The sequence below is a fragment of the Metapseudomonas boanensis genome (genome assembly GCF_018704125.1).
In the GTDB taxonomy this organism is placed as follows: domain Bacteria; phylum Pseudomonadota; class Gammaproteobacteria; order Pseudomonadales; family Pseudomonadaceae; genus Metapseudomonas; species Metapseudomonas boanensis.
In genome coordinates this window covers 1-22676 of the sequence record NZ_JAGTIS010000018.1, presented here as the reverse complement: position 1 = coordinate 22676, position 22676 = coordinate 1, and the positions used below count along the sequence as shown (strand labels likewise).

The following is a 22676-nucleotide window of genomic DNA, read 5'->3' as shown; positions in this document are numbered from 1 at the left end:
GCAAAGCAGACCAACGCCTTGCCCCTCCAGCCCTTACTCCCCACCGGCATGATTGCGCTGGAACGTCTCCTCCCCCATCGCAACGATCTGCCCTTCGATCAAAGCCTCGAAGGGCCGCAGCAATGCATCGAAGCGGGCCGGCGCTTCGAGAATGTCCAGCGCGGTGGCAATGGCCTCGATGGTCGAAAGGGCACCTGCCATGGGCGCCTTGCGCAGGCGATAGCGCGATTGCAAATTCGATGGCAGGGTGACCCGCGGCAAGTCCGCCAGCGCCGGGTTCAGGTGCAGCAGCTTTCGCGCCTTGCGCCAGGTGCCATCCGGCACAATTAACAGCATCGGCCGCAGATCACTGGAAACCTCAGCCAACGGCGAGGCGTCTTCGCCGGGAAACAGGAGGCATGCGCGGTAATTCGGGTCAGACAGGACGCCCTGCAGGTCCTCGAACACTTCACCTACCCGCAACTCGGCATTTTCCAGACCCATGGTCGCCAGACGTGCAGTGTTCAGTGCATGACCGACCTCGCTGGGGTGCTGCAGCACGAGCACACGCGTCCGGCTACTCAGACAGGGAATCAGCGGGCACAAGCAGTGGGTTTCGGGGCGCAGGCAGCGCGGGCATTGCAGACGGGGCATGGCCAATTCTCCTCGGCCGTGCAGTGTGCCACAGCGCCATCGGCATCGCTCAACGCAAGTTCAACTGCGCCCGAAGCAGGTCACGGAAGGTCAGGATCAGCGGCTCCTTCGCCCGCCCGCGCCGCAGGATCATGGAAAACGGCGCCTGATAACCAAAGGTCGCCGGTAGCAACACGCGTAGGCGCTTTTGCTCCACCCAGGCCTGGGCGTAGTGCTCCGGCAGGTAGCCGATGTAGGCCCCGGACAGCACCAGGATCAGCTGCGCTTCCATACTTTCCACCGTCGCCGCGCTGTGCTTGAAGCCGTGCCGCGCCAATTCCGCCTGACTCCAGTAACCGCGCCCTACCATGCGTTGCTGGGTGATCAGTTCAGCGGGAATGCGCCGCTCGTTGAACAGCGGGTGACGCTCGGAGCAGTAAAGCCAGTGCTGCTCGCGGTAGAGCGGCTGGTAAACCAGGCCGTTCATGCGCGTGGAGAAGGCGCCAATGGCCAGGTCCAGGCGGTTGTCGAGTACGCCCAGCTGCAGATCGTAAGGGCTCATCACCGACAAATGCAGGTGTACCGCTGCGTGTTCCTGGCTGTAGGCACCGATCACCTCGGCCAGCGGCAGGGCCGGATCGCTGACGGTGGAGTCAAGCACCCCGAGGTTGAGCGTGCCGCGTAGCTCGCCCTTGAGCGACGCCGAGTAGCGCTCGAAGCTTTCCAGTTCCCCCAACAGACGCAGCGTTTCCTGGTAATACAGCTCGCCCTTGCTGGTCAGGCGAAACCCGCCACGCCCCCGATGGCACAGCGTCAGGCCCACCTGCGCCTCCAGCTGGCTCATGTAGGTGCTGATGGCTGAAGTGGAGAGGTTCAGCTCCTGCTGGGCAGCGGCAAAACCCTGGTGGCGCACCACGCTGGCAAAGATCCGCAGCAGTTTCAGGTCAGGCATGGCAGTGGACATGGGGGCTCCAACAAGGGTTGAGCAGTGACCTGGGGTGGCCAGGGCAATGCAGTCTACCTACTCCCGATAGTTTAGAAATCCTTGAAGTAATTATTTGCAGCCAGCGATTCTTCTGGCCCGGCCTCGTCACCAGAATCCGCCCACTACCTACAACCACAACAACCGTGAGGCCTCCCGTGGACAAGAAACTTCACCAGCCCCTGGGCGGCAATGAGATGCCCCGTTTTGGCGGTATCGCTACCATGCTTCGCCTGCCGCACGTCCAAGACCCTGCCGAACTCGCCGCCCTGGATGCCGCCTTCGTCGGCGTACCGCTGGACATCGGCACCTCGCTGCGCTCCGGCACCCGCTTCGGCCCGCGTGAAATCCGCGCCGAATCGGTGATGATCCGCCCGTACAACATGGCCACCGGCGCCGCACCCTTCGATTCGCTGAACGTGGCCGACATCGGCGACGTCGCCATCAACACCTTCAACCTGCTGGACGCCGTGCGTATCATCGAGCAGGAATACGACCGTATCCTCGATCACGGGATCCTGCCGCTGACCCTGGGCGGCGACCACACCATTACTTTGCCGATCCTGCGCTCGATCCATAAGAAGCACGGCAAGGTAGGCCTGGTGCACATCGATGCCCATGCCGACGTCAACGACCACATGTTCGGCGAGAAAATTGCCCACGGCACCACCTTCCGCCGCGCAGTGGAAGAAGGCCTGCTCGATTGCGACCGCGTGGTGCAGATCGGCCTGCGCGCCCAGGGCTACACCGCTGAAGACTTCAACTGGAGCCGCAAGCAGGGCTTCCGCGTGGTCCAGGCCGAAGAGTGCTGGCACAAGTCGCTGGAACCCCTGATGGCAGAAGTCCGCGAGAAAGTCGGCGGCGGCCCGGTCTACCTGTCCTTCGACATCGACGGCATCGACCCGGCCTGGGCGCCCGGCACCGGCACCCCGGAGATCGGTGGCCTGACCACCATCCAGGCGATGGAAATCATCCGTGGCTGCCAGGGCCTGGACATCATCGGCTGCGACCTGGTCGAGGTCTCCCCGCCCTACGACACCACCGGCAACACCTCCCTGCTGGGCGCCAATCTGCTGTACGAGATGCTCTGCATCCTGCCGGGCGTAGTCCGTCGTTGAGTGCCGCAATGAGCAACGTAAAGCAGTAAGTACCGGAGGCCACCAAACCTGGGTGGCCTCCCTGCTCTACCTGGCTCTGCTGGCACTCTTCTCGGAAAAGGCATCTGAAACACCCGCTCAGGGCTCACCTGAGGCTGCATAACAACAAACGGCTCCACCTACTGCGACTGCCAACAAAAACCATGCAACACGCCTTGTAAGGAGTTACTGATGAACATTCGTCCGCTGAAACTGGCTGCCCTCGTTGGTCTGCTCACCGCTACCGCCGCCAGTTCCCTGCTAGCTGCCGAAGCCAAGCCGTCCTTCGTCAACTCAGGAAGCTTCCAGGTCTGCTCCGACCCGACCTTCCCGCCACTGGAATTCTTCGAGAAGGCTGGCGACCGCGAGCCCAGCGGCTTCGACGCCGACCTGATCCGCGCCCTGGCCAAGCACTGGGGCGTGAAGCCGCGCTTTATCGTCACCGAATTCACCGGGCTGCTGCCGGGCCTGGATGCCAAGCGTTGCGACGCGGTAATCAGCGGCACCCTGATCACCCCTGAGCGCATCCAGAAGCTGAATGCCGTGGCCTATCTCTCCAGCGCCACTGTCGTGTTCGGTAGCGGCAAGGGCGACCTCAAGCTGAACAGCCTGGAAGACCTCTCCGGCAAAGTGGTGGCTGTGCAGTCCGGCACCCGCTACGTGGCCATCATGGAAAAGCTCAACGAGGATCTGAAAGCCGCCGGCAAGACCCCGGCCGTACTGCAGACCTACCCGAAAGGCAGCGACGTGGCACAACAGGTGCTGGTCGGCCGCGCCGCCGCCGGCCTGTCCCAGGACACCGAAGTGGCCTACCGAGAACTGCAGAACCCGGGGCAGTTCAAGACCCTCTACAGCTTCCCCGAGAAGGACATCTTCGGCGCCTACATGCGCCCCAATCCGCAAGACAAGCAGGCCGTGCAGGACGCCGTATCTGCGTTGAAGGCCGATGGCACCCTCAAGGCCATCGCCGAGAAATGGAAGCTCGATCCAGTGAACCTGGAAACCGCCGCACAGTAATGCCGAACGCTCCCTCTCCCACCCATGGGAGGGGGAGCGCCAAGCTCGCTTCCATCAACGCAGGACACATACATGAACTTCGATGTAGCTGTCTTCTGGGACGCCATGACGTCCTGGCACTTTTTCCGCGGTGCCTGCATCACCCTGCTGCTGGCCCTGGTCTCGCATTCGGTGGGCATCCTGCTGTCCATCCCCGCCGCCCTGGCGCTGGATGGTCCGACCAACGTCTGGCGCTCCAGCCTGCGCGCCGTGCTCAGCGTCTTCCGCGGCGCCCCTACCCTGCTGCAGTTGCTGTTCGTCTGGAACGCCCTGCCGCAGTTCTTCCCGATTTTCCGTGAAGAGTGGTTCACCCCGTTCTTCGCCGCCTGGATCGCCCTGAGCCTCAACGAAGCCGCCTACCAGGTGGAGATCAACCGCGCTGCGCTGAAATCCGTGGACAAGGGCCAGTACGCCGCCGGCCATGCCCTGGGCCTGTCGCGCTGGCACATCTTCCGCTACGTCGTCATGCCGCAGGCCGCGCGCATCGCCGTGCCACCGACCGCAAACGAATTCATCACCTTATTGAAGATCACCTCACTGGCCTCGGTGATTTCCCTGCAGGAGCTGATGGCCGTGACCTCGCAAACGGTCTCCACCACCTTCCAGTTCTCCGAGTACTACGCCGTTGCGCTCGTGTACTACCTGGTGATGGTTTACACCCTGACCTGGCTGCAGGGTGGCCTGGAGCGTCGCCTTGCCTGGGACAGCCATGGCAGCACCAGCAGCAAGTCCGTCGGCCTGGTGCAACGCACCCTGGCCCGCATGCGCCGTATCTGAGGAGCCCGCCATGAATGAAATCATCCGTCTGCAAAACGTCGGCAAGCGCTATGAGGACTTCCAGGTGCTGCAAGGCATCAACCTCTCAGTGCGTCAGGGCGAGAAAATCGTCATCTGTGGTCCCTCGGGCTCCGGAAAATCCACGCTGATCCGCTGCATCAACCGGCTCAACCCGCATGACACCGGCACCATCACGGTGGAAGACCAGGATATCGCCACCCGCGCCGGCAGCGAGCACGTGCGCCGGGAGGTCGGCATGGTGTTCCAGAACTTCAACCTGTTCCCGCACCTGACCGTGATGGAGAACTGCACGCTGGCGCCGATGAAGGTCCGCGGCCTATCGCGCAAGGAGGCCGAGGAACTGGCCCTGCGCTACCTCAACCGCGTACACATCGGCTCCCAGGCGCACAAAAAACCCGGCCAGCTCTCCGGCGGCCAGCAACAACGCGTGGCCATCGCCCGCGCCCTGTGCATGAACCCCAAGGTGATGCTGTTCGACGAGCCCACCTCGGCGCTGGACCCGGAAATGGTCGGCGAAGTGCTGGAAGTGATGACCGAATTGGCCCTGGATGGCATGACCATGCTCTGCGTGACCCACGAGATGGGCTTCGCCCGCAAGGTGGCGGACCGCGTCGTGTTCATGGACGCCGGGCAGATCGTCGAAACCGCCACGCCGGCGGAGTTCTTCGACAACCCCCAGCACCCGCGCACCCGTGCGTTCCTGTCGCAGATCCGTCATTGATGAGTACGCAGAACGAAGCCATCCTGCGCCGTGACCTGGCGGCGGCCTATCGCCTGGCTGCCCTGTTCGGCTGGGACGACACCCTCTACACGCACTTCTCAGTGCGTCTGCCAGGCGTCGAGCCGCGCTTCCTGATCAATCCGTTCGGGCTGATGTTCGAGGAAATCCGCGCCAGCGACCTGATCGTGGTCGACATGCACGGCCGCGTCGTGGAAGGCAACGCGGACTACAACGTGGCCGGCTTCACCATCCACAGCGCCGTGCACATGGCCCGTGCCGATGCCCACTGCGTGATCCACACCCATACCCTGGCGGGCATGGCGGTGGCCGCGGCGGACAACGGCCTGGCCCAGCTCAACCAGATCAGCGCCGAGTTCCACCAGCGCGTGGGCTACCACACTTACGAAGGCATTGCCCTGGACCTGGGCGAACGCGAGCGCCTGATCGCCTCGCTCGGTGACAACATCGCCCTGATGCTGCGCCACCACGGTCTGCTAAGCGTCGGCGCCAGCGTCGCGGATGCGTTCTACGTCATGTACTACCTGAACAAGGCCTGCGAGATACAAATCGCCGCGTCCACGCTGCGCGGCATCCGCGAGATGCCGAGTGAACTCAGCGTGCATGCCTGCGAGCAGTTCCAGAGTGCCGAATGGCAGCGCCAGCTGGTCTGGGAAGCCTGGCTGCGCAAGCTCGACCGCGAGTGCCCCGACTACAAGGAATGAGCCCCGCTACAACCGATTACCCATGGCGCAGTGTGATGCGTTGCGCGCCTTGCAACACCGTCGCGGCCTGACAACCTGCGACAACAACAATAGAAAGAGAGACCTGTAATGGCTTTGGATATATTTGTAGTACTCCTATACGTAGCTGCCATGCTCGCACTCGGCTGGTACGGTATGCGCCGCGCCAAGACCCGTGAAGACTACCTGGTAGCCGGGCGTAACCTCGGCCCGGGCTTCTACCTTGGCACCATGGCTGCCACCGTGCTCGGTGGCGCTTCCACCATTGGCACCGTGCGTCTGGGCTACGTCCATGGCATTTCCGGTTTCTGGCTCTGCGCCGCGCTGGGCCTGGGCATCATCGGTATCAGCCTGTTCCTCGCCAAACCGCTGCTGAAGCTGAAGATCTACACCGTCACCCAGGTACTGGAGCGTCGCTACAACCCGACTGCGCGCCACGCCAGCGCCGCGATCATGCTGGTGTACGCGCTGATGATCGGTGCCACCTCCACCATCGCCATCGGCACCGTCATGCAAGTGCTGTTCGGCATGCAGTTCTGGATCGCCATCCTGATTGGCGGCGGCATCGTGGTCGCCTACTCCACCATCGGCGGCATGTGGTCGCTGACCCTGACCGACATCGTGCAGTTCCTGATCATGACTGTCGGCCTGGTGTTCATCCTGATGCCGATGTCCATCAGTGACGCCGGCGGCTGGGACGGCCTGGTGGCCAAGCTTCCGGAAAGTTATTTCTCGCTGACCGCGATCGGCTGGGACACCATCATCACCTACTTCCTGATCTACTTCTTCGGCATCTTCATCGGCCAGGACATCTGGCAGCGCGTATTCACCGCGCGTACCGAAGGCGTCGCCAAAGTCGCCGGTACCGCTGCTGGCGTCTACTGCGTACTCTACGGCCTGGCCGCTGCAGCCATCGGCATGGCCGCCAAGGTGCTGCTGCCGGAACTGGACAATGTCAACAACGCCTTCGCCAGCATCGTCAACCTGAGCCTGCCGGATGGTATCCGTGGCCTGGTCATCGCCGCTGCACTGGCTGCCCTGATGTCCACTGCCAGCGCCGGCCTGTTGGCCGCCTCCACCACCGCGGCACAGGACCTGTGGCCGTTGTTCACCGGCCGTAACGGCGATGAAGGCAGCGCTCACGAAAACCGCATCTTCACCCTGCTGTTGGGCTTGGCCGTACTAGGCATCGCTCTGGTTGTCAGCGACGTGATCAGCGCCCTGACCCTGGCCTACAACCTGCTGGTCGGCGGCATGCTGATCCCGCTGCTGGGCGCCATCTACTGGAAGCGCGCCAGCACCTTCGGCGCCATCGCCAGCATGGTCCTCGGCAGCCTGACCGCGGGCATCTTCATGTTCACCGACGGCCTCGATGCCAACACCCCGATCTATTACAGCCTGGCTGTGGGCGCGGTGAGCTTCGTGGTCATCAGCCTGCTGTCCCGCCGCCCCGTCGCGGCCGGCAGTCTGGCCTGATACATGCGTGAACGGCCGCCCCGCCAGTGGCGGCCCCTTGAATTCCGGGCCAGCAACGCTGCCCGGAATTCGTTTTTTCTGGGCCGGCCCTTTGGTAGGTAAAGGTGCCGCCCTCGCCCTAAGCTGATTACAAAACACGCTTTGATTGGTATTTGTGGGAGCGAACTCGCTCGCTGATACAGTTCGAAGGCCTGCCCGGTGACCAGCCAAGAAAGGCAACTGCTACGCGGCCCTTCGCGAATGAACTCATTCCCACCGGCCGTATGCAACAAGGACAACCCAGGAGCGTCTCCATGAAAATCGTCAGCCGCGACCGCTGGTTCGAAGTCGCACACTGCTACGACCGCATCAGTCTGATCAGCGAGCCCTATGTGCGGCCTTTCTACCGCTGCAACCTGTGGCACGTCCAAGGTCGTGACAAGGATGTGCTGATCGATTCAGGTTCGGGCCTGGTTAGCCTGCGCGAGCAGCTACCCTGGCTGACACAGCGGCCGTTGCTGGCCGTGGCTAGCCACACCCATTTCGACCATATCGCCGGCCACCACGAATTCCCCGAACGCCTGGTGCATCCGGCAGAAGCTGACATCCTCGCCAGCCCCTCCGGCGACAATACGCTAGCCAGGGACTTCGTCACCGATGACATGTTCGAGGCGCACCCGGACTGCCCTCTGTGCTACGCGGAATACCGCGTCAAGGCGGCACCGGCCACGCGGTTGATTGACGAAGGCGATGTGCTGGATCTGGGAGATCGGGCGCTGGAAGTGCTGCACACCCCCGGCCACTCACCGGGCGGTATCAGCCTCTGGGAAGCGACGACAGGCACGCTGTTCAGCGGCGATATCATTTATGACGGCCCGTTGGTGGAAAATGCCTACCATTCGAACCTTGAGGATTATGCGAAAAGCCTCGCACGGCTGCGCGACCTTCCGGTGCGCACCGTGCATGGCGGCCATTTTCCGAGCTTTTCTGGTGAGCGCATGCGTGAGCTGATCGACGATTGGTTCAAGGCCCACGACTAGGTTGTTCAGAGGCGGCGGCGCTGCTTGGCCAAACGACGCTGCTCTTCACTTCGAACAGGGATAGGTTGCAGGCGCGGAGCTTCAATCAGGCCCAGCGCGACACCCAGTTGCCACATCCACGCATTCAGCCGCTTCTTCATGCTTCACCCCCTTGCCTGGGAAGTTGGTCGGGTGGCCTTGCTTCTTGGGCCACCCTAGACTGGAGCTTAGTAGCTCCCGACCAAATCAAAAATACGCCTGCATGAAATTTTCCTAGTGACCTACATCAAACTGCTGAACGGTCGCCGGGAAACGTCCTAGGCTCAGCCTCTCCCTACCGCCCCTTCAACGCCCGCTGGTTGGACAGGTAGATGTTGTCCGGCTGCAGCACCTCACCGGTCTGGATCGCGCTCAGCCATTCCTCCGTGCTGACCACCGCTGCGAATCCGGTGTGCATTACCAGGGTAAAGACCTTGTGGATCTCCTCCGCCGTCGCCGAGCCCAGCGCATTGGCATAGGGCACCGAGCCACTGGCGTCGTGCAGCAGCTCGACGTTCCAGCCCTCGTGTCGCGCCTGGCGCACGGTGGAATCGTCGCAATTGTGGGTCATGTAGCCAACCACCGTGAGGGTGTCGATGTCCCGCTCGCGCAGCCACTGGCCGAGGCCGGTGCCGGCAAGCGCACTGGCCAGGCTCTTCTCCACCAGCAGGTCGTGCGGGCGCCGCGCGACGTCCGGGTGCAATTCCGCCTGCTGGCTGCCCCTGGCGAAGATCGGCGCGCCCTCCGGCGTCAGGTGCTGCACCAGCACCACCGGGATACCGGCCGCCTGGGCGGCATCCATCGCCCTGCCGATGTTGGCCAGCGACAGCTGAACGTCCGGGTACTCGATGCGCAGGTTGCCGGTGACGTACTCGTTCTGCACGTCAATGACGATCAGCGCGCGCCTGGGGGACTGGGACATGGCGGGACTCCTGGGTAAGTGAAGGTGAAACGAATTCTTCGCCAGCGCGACCAAGGGCCGTGAGTGGCCCGAATGCCAAACTGCGCTAAGATCGGGCCAACCCTATCCGGAGTCCTCCATGCCCGCCCCTGTCGTTGCCGTGGTCGCCTTCGACCGCATCAGCCCCTTCCACCTCTCCGTGCCCTGCGTGGTGTTCGGAGATCGCCACCCCGGCATGCCCAACTACGACCTGCGCGTCTGCGCCGGCGAAGACCGACCGCTGCGCACCACCGCTGGCTTCGACATCGCCGTCAGCCACGGCCTCGCCGCTCTGGCCGAAGCCAATACGCTGATCGTGCCGAGCTGGCGCGACCCTGCCGAGCGACCGCCTGCGGCACTTCTGGCGGCGCTGGTCGCCGCCCACCAGCGCGGGGCCCGGCTGGTGGGCCTGTGTCTGGGCGCCTACGTCCTCGCCGAAGCCGGCCTGCTGGACGGTCGCCGCGCCACAACCCACTGGGCCTGGGCGCGGGACTTCGCCCAGCGCTACCCGCGAGTGGAGGTGAACCCGGACGTGCTCTACCTGGAAGACGGTAATCTGCTGACCTCGGCCGGCACCGCCGCCGGCCTCGACTGCTGCCTGCACCTGCTGCGCCAGGATTGCGGCGCGGAGGTCGCCAACAGCGTTGCCCGCCGGCTGGTGGTACCGCCCCATCGACAGGGCGGGCAGGCGCAGTTCATCGAGCAGCCGCTGCCTCTGCGCGCCCGCGACGACCGCCTGAGCGCACTGTTGGATTGGGTGCGCGCCCACCTCGACGAGGAACACAGTCTCGACAGCCTGGCCCAGCGCGCCCTGATGAGCCGGCGCACCTTCACCCGTCACTTCCGCCAGCTCACCGGCAGCACCGTCGGCGACTGGCTGCTAGCCGAGCGCCTCGGCCTGTGCCAGCGCCTGCTGGAAACCACCGATCAGCCGGTTGAGCGGATCACCAGCCTGGCCGGCTTCGGCTCCCCCGCCTCTCTGCGCCACCACTTCGGCCGCGCCTTCGGCGTCTCCCCCATCGCCTGGCGGCAGACTTTCAAGGGCAACTGAACTGCCAATTGCGCGCCGGGTCGAGCGGAGGCGCCTGCATCGATGGATGGGGCGGCGCTGCGCTGGCTGTCTTGCGGCGAAGCGCGGAGGCTGGCCAGCGCAGGGAGCGGATGAAGTCGTCAACCGGGAATGGGGGTCGCTCAAAGCCGTCGACGCTCGGCGACTATCTCGGGCAGGTCGGTGCGCCGCAGATAGACCTGCAGTACATCGCCCAGGTTGAGGCGGTCGTTGACGTTCTGCTCCGCCAGTATCTGCAGGCACTCGCGGCTCAGGCTCATTACTCGGCCGGATTTCTCTGCCCAAACAAATTCGCAGGTCGGTCTGATGCTGTCGTCGGGCACGTCCATGCCGAACGAGTCCTCGCTGAAGCGCACGATGTACTTATCCAGCTTGCGGTTGAAGCCGACGAACCCCTTGAGCGCGTCGGCGGCGTTGCAGATATCGACGGATGTGATGCCCATGTGTACTCCCTTTGGTCGAGCCGGAACGGGTTTCGCACGCATGAAGGCAGGAATGCGCCCACTCTGACCGGCGGGCTGGAGACTCATTCTGCCAGTCCGGTCACTCGACGGGGAGTGCCTCGCACAGGACTCGCTGTCGCACCCCGGGCACCTGGGTCGCACCGCCCGAGCCATCGGTCCGGTCGCCCGCCAGCGAGAACGCCGGCGAGCCGCCTCGATCCTCAGTGCGCCGGCTGGACGATGGCGTTGCCGGGCAGTGCCGGCAGACGGGCCAGGTGCAGGGCCACCGCCACCGCGATCACCAGCAGACCACCGATGAACAGGCCGATGCCTTCCCAGCCGTAGTGCACCCAGAACAGGCCGCCCAGCGTGCCGGCCAGGCTGGAACCGACGTAGTAGCTGAATACGTATAGCGAAGAGGCCAGGCCCTTGGCGCGCTGGGCACGACGGCCGATCCAACTGCTGGCCACCGAGTGGGCGCCGAAGAAGCCGAAGGTGAAGACCACCATGCCGATCAGGATCAGCCACAGCGGCTGGAACAAGGTCAGCAGCAGTCCGCCGAGCATCAGCAGGATCGCCACCCAGAGGACTTTGCGCCGGCCCAGCTTGTCCGCCAGCGAGCCGACCCAGGCCGAGCTGTAGATACCGGCGAGGTAGACCACCGAGAGCAGCCCCACCAGCACCTGGCTCATCTGGTAGGGCGCGGCCAGCAGGCGATAGCCGATGTAGTTGAACAGAGTGACGAAGGCGCCCATCAGCAGGAAGCCGGTGAGGAACAGCCAGGGCAGCGCGGCGTCACGGAAGTTCACGCGATAGCCCTCGACCAGGGTCACGGGCCTGAACGGCGACGGGCGGAAGTGCTTCGACTCCGGCAGCACCCGCCAGAACACCACGCCCGCCACCAGAGCCAAGCCACCGAGTACCGCCAGCGCCGCGTGCCAGGAGACGAAATCGACCATCACGCCACTGATCAGGCGGCCACTCATGCCACCGATCGCATTGCCGCTGATATAGAGACCCATGGACAGGCCCAGGTGCTGCGGATGGATCTCCTCGCTCAGGTAGGTCATGGCCACGGCGGCTAGGCCGCTGAGAGACAGGCCCACCAGAGCGCGCATCACCAGCACGCCTTCCCAGGTAGGCATGGCAGCGCTGGCCAGGGTGAACAAGGCCGCGGCGAGCAGCGAGACCACCATCACCGGCTTGCGTCCGATCGCATCCGACAGCGGGCCGGTGACCAGCAGGCCGAGGGCGAGCATCACGGTGGACACCGACAGCGCCAGGCTGCTCTGCACGGCGGTGATGGCGAAGGCCTGGGACAACACCGGCAACATCGGCTGGATGCAGTACAACAGGGCGAAAGTGGCGAAGCCGCCGGAAAACAGCGCCAGCGCGGTGCGGCGGAACTGGGGCGTGCCTTTCTTGATGTAGGTGGGGAGTTCGGCGTCGTTGGCGGCGGCGTCCGACAACTCGGAAGCGACTTCGGAGGCCGCCGGGCTATTCGCGGGTTCGTCTTCGGGTTGCAGTACTGCCTGGGATTTGCTCACGGGGCACCATTCATTAGTTTGCGGCGAGCAGGCACAACGATGCCGTGCCGCCTGGATCAGGGGCTGGGGAAGTCGTTGTTGGGTTTATGGGCGACAGCATATCGGTCGGTTTATATTATCTCCAATATATTGTTCGACACGTTTGATACTAAAAACATATCAAAGGGCCGCCCCATGGAACTGAGACACCTGCGCTACTTCATCGCGGTCGCAGAAGAGTTGCATTTCGGTCGTGCCGCTGAGCAACTGGGTATCTCCCAACCGCCACTGAGCCAACAGATCCAGGCGCTGGAAGAGGAAATCGGCGCGCGCCTGCTAGAGCGCACCAACCGTCGCGTGGAGCTGACCGAAGCCGGCCGGCGCTTCCTCGACGAGGCACGCCAGGTCATGGTGCAGGTGGACAAGGCGGTGCAGGTGGCGCGGCGGGCCCACCGCGGCGAACTCGGCGAGCTGAAAGTGGGCTTCACGTCCTCAGCGCCCTTTACCTCCACGATCCCGCGCAGCATCCACGCCTTTCGCCAGGCCCACCCGGACGTGCACCTGGAGCTGCAGGAGCGCAGTAGCGCCGAGTCACTCAAGGCGATGCTGGAGGGCAACGTGCAAGTGGCGGTGATCCGTCCGCTGGAGCTGCCGGACAACCTGCTGGCGGTGGAGCTGTTCCGCGAGCCGCTGGTGGCCGTGCTGCGTGCCGACCACCCACTGGCCCTCGGCAGTGATGAAGGCATCGCGGTGGCCGACTTGGCCGAAGAGCCCTTCGTGTTCTTCCCCCGCAGCTTCGGCACCGGCCTCTACGACCAGCTCATCGCCCTCGCCCGCGAGGCCGGCTACTCCCCGCGCATCGCCCAGGAAGCCAGCGAGGCCATGACCATCATCGGCCTGGTGGCGGCGGGACTCGGCGTGTCGGTGCTGCCGGCGTCGTTCCGCCGTACGCGGGTGGACGGCGTGGTCTATCGCACCCTGCTGGACCCGGGCGCCACGACCGCCGTATGGCTGGTGCGCCAGCGCAGCGAACGCTCACCACTGGCGCTGGCCTTTGTCGACCTGGTCACCCGCGAGGCCGCTGCCCTCAGCAGCGGCAAATCCCGCTGACGTTACTGGCCGCCCGACAGGCGCCCCTGCTGCAGGTCGATCCAGGCTCGCAGGTTGGCACCAAGCATGCCCTTTCGCCACATCAGCCAGGTGGTAGTGCGGTTGAACGGCGCCGCCAACTCATGCACTCGTACTTCCTCGCGCCCCGGCAGGCTTTCCAGCATCGAGCGTGGCACCAGGGCAATACCACCGCCGGCGATCACGCAGGCCAGCATGCTGTGATAGGACTCGATCTCCATCGGTGGAGCCATCGGCACCCTTGATGCGACGAACCAGGCCTCCAGACGGCGACGATAGGAACAGCTCTGGCGGAAGGCATAGACCTCCAGCCCGGCTACATCCTCGGCCGACTTCACTGGACCGTGGGCGGCCTCGGTGATCAGCACCATCTCCTCCTCGAACATCGGCAGGCCGTCCAGTTCAGCGAACTCCAGTGGGCCGTCGACGAGCACGGCATCCAGGCGCCCACCAAGCAGGCCGTCCAACAGCTCGCCACTGGGTGCGGTCTGCACCTGCAGGTTCACCGCCGGCCAGGTGCGGTGGTAGCTCACCAGCATGGGCGGCAGATGAATGGCGGCCGTACTGAACATGGAACCGATCACGAAGTCGCCGGCTGGCTCACCGCCCCGCAGGGCAGCTTCGGCTTCTGCCTGCAGGGCGAACATGCGCTCGGCGTAACCCAACAGGACCTTGCCCGCCGGCGACAGCTGCAGACGCTGGCGCTCGCGCAGGAACAGCTCGACACCGAGGTTTTCCTCCAATTGGCGCAAGCGCGTGGACAGATTCGACGGGACGCGGTGCAACCGGCTCGCCGCGCGGGTGATGGAGCCTTCCTCGGCCACCGCCTGGAAGATACGAAGCTGGCTCAGTTCCATGGAGATACCATTCACATTTACTGAATAAGTATTTCTTTTTTATTCGTTTTTAATGAACACATCCAGCCCCTAGCATGGAAATCCGACGACCAGCTTCGGAGATCCGCCATGTCCCCGCTGATTCGACTCCTCGCCAGCTTCCTGGCCCTGGTTGTGGCCATGGGCGTAGGCCGTTCGCCCTGACGCCCCAACTGCCGCATCTGATCGCCGAGGGCCAGATCAGCCTTGCCGGCGCAGGGCTGGTGGCAGCGGCCAATTACCTTGGCTATCTCGTGGGAGCGCTGGACGCCCTCAAGGCGCGCACACCGCAGCAATCCCGCCTGCGCCTGGAGGGTGGCCTCTGGTTGTGCGTCGGTCTGACCCTGACCTCGGCCTGGGTGGAAGGCTTCTGGCCCCACACTCTGCTCCGCTTCGGACTGGGTATCGCCAGTGCCTGGGTGCTGGTGGTGATCACCGGCCTCAGTCAGCAACTGGCGGTACAGGCCGGACGCCCACGCCTGGGTAGCCTGGTGTTCGCCGGCCCTAGCGTCGGCGTGATGATTACCGGCCTCACGGCCCTGGGCATGAACCTGCACGGGCAGCATTCCGACTCCATCTGGCTGGTATTTGGTGGCATCGCCCTGCTGCTGGCGCTGGTATCCCAGCCGTTACTGCCGCGGCCGCAGCCCGCAAGCGATACCGATCCCCTCCCCCACCAAAACCGGCCCCGCGCGCTCTATGCACTGCTGGCGGCTTACAGCCTGGTGGGATTGGGCTACATCATTCCGGCCACCTTCCTGTCGCAGATGGCCGCCTCGCGTTTCCATGGCCAATGGCAGGCCGACCTCTTCTGGCCCGCCTTCGGTCTGGCGGCGACCCTCGGGGTGATGCTGGTCAGCTTGCGCCAACAGACTCCTGGCGGCACTCGCCGCTGGCTGGTGGTGGCGCTTTGTCTCCAGGCGCTTGGCACCCTCGCCTGCACCTTGCCCGGCATGGCCGGACTGGCGCTGGGCGTGGCGTTGACAGGCGGCCCCTTCCTGGCCGGCATGCAACTGGTGATGCAGTACGCGCGGGAACTCGACCCGCAGGGGCATCAACGCAATGTCGGGCTGCTGACCGCCAGCTTCGCCTTGGGCCAGTTGCTCGGCCCACTGCTGGCGGCCGCGAGCAGTCACCTCAGCGGCGGCTTGCAGCCGGCGCTCTATGTGGCGGGAGCAGGATTGTTGATGGCGGGCGGATTGATGCTGGGCCGGACCACGAATGTTGTGGGGACGAATTCATTCGCCCCCACAACAACAGCCCAATCAGTGGCTCGGAATGCTCCCCTCCCCCACAGGGAGAGGGGCTTGGGGTACGGGGTGCCGGAAGGACTCCGAACTAGCCCCCCACAGAACAGAACTCAGATCAGGTCCCGGTCTTGATCTTCGTCCAGGTACGCGTGCGAATGCGCTCCAGCCTCGGCGGCAGCATTTCCACCGAGAACAGCTTGGCCTGCACCTCAACCGGCGGGTAGACGTTAGGGTTGTCGCGCAGTTCGGCCGAGATTAGTTTGTCCGCTGCCTGGTTCGGGTTGGCATAGGCCACATGATCGGAGATGGGCGCCACCACCTCCGGACGCAGCAGGTAGTTGAGGAAGGCGTGCGCCTCCTCGACGTTCTTCGCGTCCTTCGGAATCGCCAGCACATCGAACCAGGCCGCTGTGCCCTCTTTCGGGATGCGGTACTCCACCTTCACGCCGTTACCAGCTTCCCGCGCACGGGCAGCTGCCTGCATGGCGCCGCCGGACCAGGCCAGGGCCACGCAAACCTCGCCATTGGCCAGGTCAGTGACGAACTTGGACGAGCTGAAGTAGCTGACGTGGGGACGCAGCTTGGCGAGAAGTTCTTCGGCCTTCTTGTAATCGTCCGGGTTGCGGCTGTTGGGCGGCAGGCCAAGGTAATGCAGCACTTCGGGAATCACTTCGGTGGGCGAGTCGAGGAAAGCCACACCGCATTCCTTGAGCTTGGCCAGGTTGTCCGGTTTGAAGATCAGCTCCCAGGAATCCACCGGCGCATTCTCGCCGAGCACGGCCTTGACCTTGTCGACGTTGTAGGCAATGCCGTTGGTGCCCCACATGTAGGGCATCACGTACTGGTTACCCGGGTCCTTGGCAGCCAGCACCTTGAGCAGCGCCGGGTTGAGGTTGTTCCAGTTGGGCAACTTGCTCTTGTCCAGTGGCTGGAACACACCGGCCTTCATATAGTTCGGCAGGAAGCCGTCGCTGGGCACTACCAGGTCATAGCCGGAGCGACCAGATAGCAGCTTGGCCTCGAGCACTTCGTTACTGTCGTAGACGTCGTACTTGGGCGCTATTCCACTGGCCTGCTGGAAGTTCTTCAGGGTGTTGGGGCCGATGTAGTCGAACCAGTTGTAGATACGTACCTCGGGTGCCGCGACAGCATTCAGCGCCGTGCCAGCAACGACGACGGCGACTAGCAGGTGGCGGCCGTTCATTTGGCCGCCCCTTCGTAACCCTGCAGGACGTTCACCGCATTGATGCCAATGGCCTCGACCGCATAACCGCCTTCCATGATGAACAGGGTCGGCAGGCCTAGGGCGGCAATGCATTCACCCATGCGCAGGTAGTCAGGCGAATCCAGCTTGAACTGGGAGATCGGGTCTTCCTTGTAGGTGTCCACGCCGAGGGAAATTACCAGCGCGTCCGGGGCGTAGGCCGCGATCTTGCGGCAGGCATCGTCAAGGGCCGCGGACCAGCCTGCCCAGTCAGTGCCATGAGGCAGCGGGTAGTTGTGGTTGAAACCGGTGCCCTCACCTTCGCCGCGCTCATCGGCATGGCCGAGGAAGTACGGGTACTCCACCAGCGGATCGCCGTGGATCGAGGCGAACAAGACATCGCTGCGGTCGTAGAAAAGCTCCTGGGTGCCGTTGCCGTGGTGGTAGTCGACGTCGAGGATGGCCACGCGCTTGGCGCCTTGATCGAGGAAGGCCTGGGCCACGATGGCGGCATTGTTGAAGAAGCAGTAGCCGCCCATGAAGTCGCTGCCGGCGTGGTGTCCCGGCGGACGGCAGAGAGCGAAAGCGGTTTTGGCGCCCTGGCGCATGTGGTCCTGGGCGGTCAGCGCCACTTGCGCGGAGCTGTAGACGGCCTGCCAGGTACCCGCGGTGATAGGCGCCTCGGTGTCGAAGCTGTAATGGCCGAGTTCGCCCATCAATGCGGTTGGAATCGGGCCGTCGCGGCGCAGGCGGCGCGCTGGGAAGGTCGTGGAGACCAGGTCGCCGCTGTGGCCTTCGGCCGCCCAGCGTACCCAGGCACCCTTGAGGAACTCCACGTAGCCACGGTCATGCACGCGCAGGATCGGGCCCAGGCCAAAATCCTCGGGCGCGATCACCTCACCAAGATTCTGCTGGCGAACCCGCGCCAGCACGGTATCCGCGCGGCTGGGCATTTCGAAACAGGGCTGGAGCTTGCCATCGACCAGTTCAGACTGGCCGAAGTGGAGACGGTGATCGTCGCTGTAGACGGTCAGCATGGGAGATACCTCGTTTGGGTCTTGTTCTTGGTGAGGCGATTCTGCGCGGGGGGATGGCCTTGGAAGAACGGCGGGAACGGCCAATAGGGGATTTAAATGGCCAACCTATCTGGCCGTATAGCTCGCAGGATAGCTAGGACGGCGCTGCGCCACGCGCAGCGATACCCATCACCCCCATGCGATGGGTATCGTGTTCGTTCAACCCCGCTACAAACAGCGAGGGATGAGTGACGCAGGCTGTTTCAAATGGACTATGGATTTCGCAGCGTACAAGGCCAACTTGGGAGACCACCAACCTCAAACCCACAAATGCATGATCACTTGACCACGTCGGCCACGCCAAAGCCTGCACAGATACCCCGTGCCGATGGATTGTGCGCATAGAAGATGCGCTCGCCCTGGGGCGTCTCCATGAACACCGGGTTGAACACCTTGGTACTGTTCCCCCGCCGCTGCCAAGCCTGCTTTGGCTCGATGAGTATCGTCGCGGGCCCCTTGACCCTGAAGCGCTTCATGTCAAGTTCAACGACGCCTATGCGCTGGAGGCCACCATCGGTGGCTGGGGACCGTGTGTTCCAACCTGCGAAGAGGACATAGGCATGCCCTTTGCGAAAGAAGATCGCCGGGTCAGCTTCCTCATATGAGTGCCAGCCCGCCCTGGGTTGCTCATCGAAGATCCATCCCAGATCCTCCCAGGGCCCCGCCGGATCCTCAGCGCGGGCCAGGCCCGCGAAGAGACTGTCGATGGACTTGTAGGTCGCGTAATAAAGGCCATCGGCTGGATTACGCCGGACGTGCCAGTCTGCAGCGCGGATACCGGTATTCTGCAGGCGCTGGTAAGGGCCGTCCCAACGATCAGCCACATAGTGGTCGGTCATGCCTGCGGTAGCGTCGTAAACCCAGGCATGCCAGCGACCATCGGCTTGGAACACCGTCGGGAAGCGGCCGGGCAGTACTGACACCGGTACGGCTTGGGCCAAGCCGTCAACGGTCGTTGCTCGGCGAACCTTGGTGTCCCCCGTATCGAACTCGTGCGAAAACAACAGGTAATCATTGCCGTCCATGGCGAGGTCGAACTCGTTGATCCCATGTTCGAAACAGAAAAGCTCACCGTGATCGGCGATCGCATCCGCGTTGCGGAATGGTTTCTGAGGTTCGCTACATCCCGATAACAGCGCAATCAGTAGCAAACCGAGGGCTTGTTTCTTCATTTGGGTCTCATTGTTGAAATAGGTGTCCACGACAGCCGAACAGCCAAGGGACCACTGGCAATCAACCATCGACCATTCACTCAGGCGGCTAGCTCCAAGGCAAAAGGCGGGCCAGCTAGCAAATTGGCGGAATGCCTGGCCTGGTTCTCACGATCCAAACCTCAGCCCATCGTGCTGGGACTACCAGACCACCTACGGAGTCACGCCCGCAAGCCTTGCCGATCAAAGACTTGGCCACCACGTCTCCTGCATACCGGAGCGACCGGTTCACCCCCGAAAATGACTCGGCGGCTGTCCGCTCCAGCGTTGAAAGGCATGGCGCAGGCTGGCGGTCTCGCTGAAGCCGAGCTCTTCGGCAATGCGGTAAATGGGAATATCGCCTTGCTGGAGCATTTCCTTGGCGCGGGTGAAGCGCAATTCGTCCAGCAGCTGCTGGTAGCTGGTCTGCTGTTGGGCCAGGTGCCGGCGCAGGCTGCGCGACGAGCAGTTCATCAACCGGGCCAGCTCCTCCAGCCCGGGCGGCGCCTGCAGCCGGGCAGCCAGCAGACCGCGCACGCGCTCCAGCCAGGCACGCCGAGCGGCGAACTCGACGTTCTGGCGACGGCATTGTTCGAGCATTTCCTTGTGCGTGACCGGGTCGGCCAGTGGCAGTCGTCGCGCCAGCCACGAGGTGTCGAAGCCGATGGCGCTGCTCTCCTCAGCGAACCGCACTGCGCAACCGAAGCCTCGCGCATAAGGCTTGGCCATGCCGGGGCTGGCGGGATAATCCAGCCGCGCCGCTCGTAGCGGCAGCGGCTGGCCCAACAGATCGGCGCAGATCACCTTGAGCGAACCCAGGCAGAGTTCTGTGTTGAAAGGTCGCAGTGCCTCGTCTTCACCATAGCCGCCAGCCACCAGCCAGGTCAGGTCGCCATCCTGCTCCAGCGTCAGGCGAAAGTAGGTGCCCAGCAGCACCGGATAGCTCAGGCCGATGCGCAGGGCCTCACCCAGGGTCGGCGCCGAAAGCATCGCGTAGCCCAGCAGGCCATAGGCGGATATTCGCGTGCGCAGGCCGAGCACCAAGCCCAAGGCAGGTTTCGGGGCCAGGCGCACGGCATTGGCGAAGACCAGTTGCTCTTGCTCAGGGTTGACCAGCCTCTGCAACTCGGCCAGGTCCTGCTCGCTGATGCCGGAACCGGCCAGTACATCGCAAGCGGCAATGCCCTGCTCGCGCAGCAAGGCGACGGTCAGGGCCGACATGTGCAGCGAGTTGAGCCAGGTGGCGCGGGAGAAATTCTGCTCCGGCATGGTTGGCGGCCTATTGGATGGCTTCGGTCAGTTCCCGCTCCTGGCGCCGGTACGGAAAGACATCGATCACCTTGCCGCCACGAATGGCGTCCTGCAGGCTCTTCCAGTACTCGGCCTCATAGAGGTCGCCGTGAAGCTTGTTGAACAGGAGGCGCTGGCCCTTATCGGCAAACAGGAAGCGTGGGAACTCCTCGGGGAACACGTCGTTCGGCGCCACGGAATACCAGGGCTCGGACGACATCTCATCTTCCGGATAACGCGGCGGCGGAATAACGCGGAAGTTCACTTCGGTCAGAAAACAGATCTCGTCGTAGTCGTAGAACACCACACGGCCGTGACGGGTGACGCCGAAGTTCTTCAGCAGCATGTCGCCGGGGAAGATGTTCGCCGCGGCCAGTTGCTTGATGGCCAGGCCGTAATCGTAGAGCGCTTCATGCACCTGGGCCTCGCTGGCGCTCTCCAGGTACATGTTCAGTGGGGTCATGCGGCGCTCGGTCCAGCAGTGACGGATCAGCACCACGTCGCCTTCCAGCACAACGGTGGAGGGGGCGACTTCCAGCAACTCGGCCAGGCACTCCGGCTCGAACTTGGATTTGGGAAAGCGAAAGTCGGCGAACTCCTGGGTATCAGCCATGCGCCCCACACGGTCGACGCTTTTCACCAGGCGGTACTTCTCGATCACCGTGTTGCGGTCAACCGTCTTGGCATGCGCGAAGCGATCCTTGATGACCTTGAACACCGTATTGAAGCCCGGCAGCGTGAACACGCTCATCACCATGCCACGAACCCCGGGCGCCATGATGAAGCGATCGTCAGTGTTGGCCAGATGGTTGATCAGGGCGCGGTAGAACTCCGACTTCCCGTGCTTGTAGAAGCCGATGGAGGTGTACAGCTCGGCGATGTGCTTGCCCGGCAGGATGCGTTTGAGGAAACCGACGAAATCCGCCGGGACCGGCACATCCACCATGAAATACGAACGAGTGAAGGAAAAGATGATCGACACATCTGCTTCATCGGTGATCACGGCATCGGCCTGGATCCCCTTGCCCTCGCGGTGCAGCAGCGGGATCACCAGGGGCCACTGCTCGTCACGAGTATAGATGCGCCCAACCAGGTAGGCGCCCTTGTTGCGGTACAGCGTGGAGCCGAACAGTTCGATGCACAGCTCCGGGTCCTTGCAGACCCAATCCGGCAGGTGCTCGCGCAACTGCGCCTCCAGCCGCTCCAGGTCCCCGGGGCGGTCGTCATAGGGCACATCGAAGCGATAATCGTCGAGGATCGCGCTCAGTGCCGCGTGCAGGCGACCCTCGGGACGGTAGCTGCGGGTTTGTGGAGCCCGCTCATGGGCTCGCAGCGAAGGCCGGGTGGTGTGGATGAACATGCAGCCGTCACTGATCAGGTCATGGCTGAACAGGCTGCAGAAGATCGAGTTGTACCAGGTCTCGGACAGCTCATCGTCGTAGCGCAGGTCGATCAGGCTGATGTAGGCGCTCTTCACCAAGGGCCAGAGCTGCACGTCCGACAACGCCTCGGCATCGAACGCCGCACGCAGGCGGGCGCTGACCTCGCTGACCTTGACCTCGTAGAGGGCGATTCGCTCGGCGGCAGCGTGCTGGGTTTCCTGCCACTGCGCATGCTCGAAGCGAGCACGTGCGCCATCAGTGATCTGGCGGAAGTGCTCACGGTAGTCGTCGAAGCCTTCGAGGATCAGTCGCGCAATATTTTCTGCCGGCCATTGCTGCGCCATGGATTTGTCTCGGTTGCGGAACAGGAATGGCGAGCTTATCCAGAGGTCGGGGCAAAAAGAAGGTCTACCGCGCGGTAGACCAAAACAGCAAGAAGCCGAAGCCCTCACCAAGCCAACTGCGCCCGCGAACCTTCTTTAGGACAAATCCAACATCCTTCCAGACCGTTCCTATTTCCAGCCCTTGCTGAAATCCGCCTAGATGGCCACCGGCGCCCCCGCTTCCTGACCAGTCGGTTGCAGTAGGCAGGTTACGCCACAGCCCTCCAGTACTGCAAAGGAACGGATTTCCATGCTCGCACTCATCATCGACACCTTTGATGCCCTGAAGGACGGATACCAGCGCTGGCGCGACGGCCCGCCAGCCCCTCGTCATCCCTCGCCGGTATCCACGGGGGCGCCAT

Annotated in this window: 21 protein-coding genes and 1 pseudogene; 10 read left to right on the top strand and 12 right to left on the bottom strand. The window is 63.6% G+C overall.

Translation table 11 applies throughout. From position 1 onward, the window contains the following. Positions 1 to 33: 33 nt before the first annotated feature. Together J7302_RS22875 and J7302_RS22870 are read right to left on the bottom strand one after the other, a co-directional pair. The gene (locus J7302_RS22875) at positions 34 to 633 is read right to left on the bottom strand and encodes a tRNA-uridine aminocarboxypropyltransferase (RefSeq protein ID WP_215380124.1); all 600 of its coding nucleotides are present in this window, start codon (positions 631 to 633) and stop codon (positions 34 to 36) included. A gap of 49 nt (positions 634 to 682) precedes the next feature. After that, on the bottom strand, positions 683 to 1576 hold the full coding sequence (locus tag J7302_RS22870; protein WP_215380122.1) for a LysR family transcriptional regulator: 894 nt from the start codon (positions 1574 to 1576) through the stop codon (positions 683 to 685). A 176-nt stretch (positions 1577 to 1752) separates the two neighbouring features. On the opposite strand from J7302_RS22870, the gene speB reads away from it, so the two are divergent. From speB to J7302_RS22835, 7 genes are all read left to right on the top strand, one after another. Then, complete coding sequence (gene speB, locus J7302_RS22865; RefSeq protein ID WP_215380120.1) at positions 1753 to 2712, top strand: agmatinase; 960 nt, start codon at positions 1753 to 1755, stop codon at positions 2710 to 2712. Between the two features lie 210 nt (positions 2713 to 2922). Next, positions 2923 to 3747, top strand: coding sequence for a transporter substrate-binding domain-containing protein (locus J7302_RS22860; RefSeq protein ID WP_215380116.1), 825 nt, complete (start codon positions 2923 to 2925; stop codon positions 3745 to 3747). Between the two features lie 72 nt (positions 3748 to 3819). Then, the gene (locus tag J7302_RS22855) at positions 3820 to 4563 is read left to right on the top strand and encodes an amino acid ABC transporter permease (RefSeq protein ID WP_215380113.1); all 744 of its coding nucleotides are present in this window, start codon (positions 3820 to 3822) and stop codon (positions 4561 to 4563) included. Between the two features lie 10 nt (positions 4564 to 4573). Continuing rightward, complete coding sequence (locus tag J7302_RS22850; protein WP_251702218.1) at positions 4574 to 5305, top strand: amino acid ABC transporter ATP-binding protein; 732 nt, start codon at positions 4574 to 4576, stop codon at positions 5303 to 5305. After that, on the top strand, positions 5305 to 6027 hold the full coding sequence (locus tag J7302_RS22845) for a class II aldolase/adducin family protein (RefSeq protein ID WP_215380111.1): 723 nt from the start codon (positions 5305 to 5307) through the stop codon (positions 6025 to 6027). The genes J7302_RS22850 and J7302_RS22845 overlap by 1 nt, the downstream gene beginning before the upstream one ends. A gap of 108 nt (positions 6028 to 6135) precedes the next feature. Continuing rightward, positions 6136 to 7521, top strand: coding sequence for a sodium:solute symporter (locus tag J7302_RS22840; protein ID WP_215380109.1), 1386 nt, complete (start codon positions 6136 to 6138; stop codon positions 7519 to 7521). Positions 7522 to 7814: 293 nt separating this feature from the next. Then, entirely contained in the window at positions 7815 to 8540 is a 726-nt protein-coding gene (locus tag J7302_RS22835; protein ID WP_215380107.1) for an MBL fold metallo-hydrolase, read from the top strand. Between the two features lie 5 nt (positions 8541 to 8545). Here the strand turns inward: J7302_RS22835 and J7302_RS26890 are convergent, their stop codons facing one another. Both J7302_RS26890 and J7302_RS22830 read right to left on the bottom strand, forming a co-directional pair. Beyond that, the gene (locus J7302_RS26890) at positions 8546 to 8680 is read right to left on the bottom strand and encodes a PA1414 family protein (protein WP_285899571.1); all 135 of its coding nucleotides are present in this window, start codon (positions 8678 to 8680) and stop codon (positions 8546 to 8548) included. 173 nt (positions 8681 to 8853) lie between these two features. Further along, the gene (locus tag J7302_RS22830) at positions 8854 to 9480 is read right to left on the bottom strand and encodes a cysteine hydrolase family protein (protein WP_215380105.1); all 627 of its coding nucleotides are present in this window, start codon (positions 9478 to 9480) and stop codon (positions 8854 to 8856) included. A gap of 118 nt (positions 9481 to 9598) precedes the next feature. Here J7302_RS22830 and J7302_RS22825 point away from each other — a divergent pair, with 118 nt between their 5' ends. Then, positions 9599 to 10549 (top strand): GlxA family transcriptional regulator, encoded by a 951-nt coding sequence (locus J7302_RS22825; protein ID WP_215380102.1) that lies wholly within the window; start codon positions 9599 to 9601, stop codon positions 10547 to 10549. A gap of 140 nt (positions 10550 to 10689) precedes the next feature. Here the strand turns inward: J7302_RS22825 and J7302_RS22820 are convergent, their stop codons facing one another. Next, complete coding sequence (locus J7302_RS22820; protein WP_215380100.1) at positions 10690 to 11010, bottom strand: DUF2025 family protein; 321 nt, start codon at positions 11008 to 11010, stop codon at positions 10690 to 10692. Between the two features lie 221 nt (positions 11011 to 11231). After that, on the bottom strand, positions 11232 to 12557 hold the full coding sequence (locus J7302_RS22815; protein ID WP_215380098.1) for an MFS transporter: 1326 nt from the start codon (positions 12555 to 12557) through the stop codon (positions 11232 to 11234). A gap of 174 nt (positions 12558 to 12731) precedes the next feature. On the opposite strand from J7302_RS22815, the gene J7302_RS22810 reads away from it, so the two are divergent. Then, positions 12732 to 13646 carry a LysR family transcriptional regulator gene (locus J7302_RS22810; protein ID WP_215380096.1) on the top strand — a complete coding sequence of 305 codons (915 nt, stop codon included), beginning with the start codon at positions 12732 to 12734 and terminating at the stop codon, positions 13644 to 13646. A 2-nt stretch (positions 13647 to 13648) separates the two neighbouring features. Here J7302_RS22810 and ptrR read toward each other — a convergent pair whose 3' ends face one another. Next, positions 13649 to 14521 (bottom strand): putrescine utilization regulator PtrR, encoded by an 873-nt coding sequence (ptrR, locus tag J7302_RS22805; RefSeq protein WP_215380094.1) that lies wholly within the window; start codon positions 14519 to 14521, stop codon positions 13649 to 13651. A 108-nt stretch (positions 14522 to 14629) separates the two neighbouring features. On the opposite strand from ptrR, the pseudogene J7302_RS22800 reads away from it, so the two are divergent. Beyond that, positions 14630 to 15921, top strand: a pseudogene (locus J7302_RS22800) (MFS transporter). Here J7302_RS22800 and J7302_RS22795 read toward each other — a convergent pair. The 5 genes from J7302_RS22795 to aceK all read right to left on the bottom strand — a co-directional run bounded on the left by J7302_RS22795 (position 15905) and on the right by aceK (position 22275). After that, the gene (locus J7302_RS22795) at positions 15905 to 16993 is read right to left on the bottom strand and encodes an extracellular solute-binding protein (RefSeq protein ID WP_215380091.1); all 1089 of its coding nucleotides are present in this window, start codon (positions 16991 to 16993) and stop codon (positions 15905 to 15907) included. The pseudogene J7302_RS22800 and the gene J7302_RS22795 sit on opposite strands and share 17 nt — an antisense overlap. Next, complete coding sequence (locus tag J7302_RS22790) at positions 16990 to 18030, bottom strand: histone deacetylase family protein (protein ID WP_215380089.1); 1041 nt, start codon at positions 18028 to 18030, stop codon at positions 16990 to 16992. The genes J7302_RS22795 and J7302_RS22790 overlap by 4 nt, the downstream gene beginning before the upstream one ends. Before the next feature lie 317 nt (positions 18031 to 18347). Next, on the bottom strand, positions 18348 to 19271 hold the full coding sequence (locus J7302_RS26995; protein ID WP_215380087.1) for a family 43 glycosylhydrolase: 924 nt from the start codon (positions 19269 to 19271) through the stop codon (positions 18348 to 18350). 237 nt (positions 19272 to 19508) lie between these two features. Beyond that, the gene (locus J7302_RS22780; protein WP_215380085.1) at positions 19509 to 20528 is read right to left on the bottom strand and encodes an AraC family transcriptional regulator; all 1020 of its coding nucleotides are present in this window, start codon (positions 20526 to 20528) and stop codon (positions 19509 to 19511) included. Positions 20529 to 20538: 10 nt separating this feature from the next. After that, the gene (gene aceK / locus J7302_RS22775) at positions 20539 to 22275 is read right to left on the bottom strand and encodes a bifunctional isocitrate dehydrogenase kinase/phosphatase (RefSeq protein ID WP_215380083.1); all 1737 of its coding nucleotides are present in this window, start codon (positions 22273 to 22275) and stop codon (positions 20539 to 20541) included. Positions 22276 to 22676 lie beyond the last annotated feature (401 nt).

Bases quoted from the DNA above. Each gene is read 5' to 3' on its own strand.
- J7302_RS22875 (WP_215380124.1), bottom strand. From the start codon at position 633: ATGCCCCGTCTGCAATGCCCGCGCTGCCTGCGCCCCGAAACCCACTGC.
- J7302_RS26890 (WP_285899571.1), bottom strand. From the start codon at position 8,680: ATGAAGAAGCGGCTGAATGCGTGGATGTGGCAACTGGGTGTCGCGCTG.
- ptrR (WP_215380094.1), bottom strand. From the start codon at position 14,521: ATGGAACTGAGCCAGCTTCGTATCTTCCAGGCGGTGGCCGAGGAAGGC.
- J7302_RS22790 (WP_215380089.1), bottom strand. From the start codon at position 18,030: ATGCTGACCGTCTACAGCGACGATCACCGTCTCCACTTCGGCCAGTCT.
- J7302_RS22780 (WP_215380085.1), bottom strand. From the start codon at position 20,528: ATGCCGGAGCAGAATTTCTCCCGCGCCACCTGGCTCAACTCGCTGCAC.
- J7302_RS22840 (WP_215380109.1), top strand. From the start codon at position 6,136: ATGGCTTTGGATATATTTGTAGTACTCCTATACGTAGCTGCCATGCTC.
- J7302_RS22810 (WP_215380096.1), top strand. From the start codon at position 12,732: ATGGAACTGAGACACCTGCGCTACTTCATCGCGGTCGCAGAAGAGTTG.
- J7302_RS22795 (WP_215380091.1), bottom strand. From the start codon at position 16,993: ATGAACGGCCGCCACCTGCTAGTCGCCGTCGTCGTTGCTGGCACGGCG.
- J7302_RS22830 (WP_215380105.1), bottom strand. From the start codon at position 9,480: ATGTCCCAGTCCCCCAGGCGCGCGCTGATCGTCATTGACGTGCAGAAC.
- J7302_RS22820 (WP_215380100.1), bottom strand. From the start codon at position 11,010: ATGGGCATCACATCCGTCGATATCTGCAACGCCGCCGACGCGCTCAAG.
- J7302_RS22860 (WP_215380116.1), top strand. From the start codon at position 2,923: ATGAACATTCGTCCGCTGAAACTGGCTGCCCTCGTTGGTCTGCTCACC.
- J7302_RS22850 (WP_251702218.1), top strand. From the start codon at position 4,574: ATGAATGAAATCATCCGTCTGCAAAACGTCGGCAAGCGCTATGAGGAC.
- J7302_RS22870 (WP_215380122.1), bottom strand. From the start codon at position 1,576: ATGTCCACTGCCATGCCTGACCTGAAACTGCTGCGGATCTTTGCCAGC.
- J7302_RS22855 (WP_215380113.1), top strand. From the start codon at position 3,820: ATGAACTTCGATGTAGCTGTCTTCTGGGACGCCATGACGTCCTGGCAC.
- J7302_RS22845 (WP_215380111.1), top strand. From the start codon at position 5,305: ATGAGTACGCAGAACGAAGCCATCCTGCGCCGTGACCTGGCGGCGGCC.
- J7302_RS22835 (WP_215380107.1), top strand. From the start codon at position 7,815: ATGAAAATCGTCAGCCGCGACCGCTGGTTCGAAGTCGCACACTGCTAC.
- J7302_RS22825 (WP_215380102.1), top strand. From the start codon at position 9,599: ATGCCCGCCCCTGTCGTTGCCGTGGTCGCCTTCGACCGCATCAGCCCC.
- aceK (WP_215380083.1), bottom strand. From the start codon at position 22,275: ATGGCGCAGCAATGGCCGGCAGAAAATATTGCGCGACTGATCCTCGAA.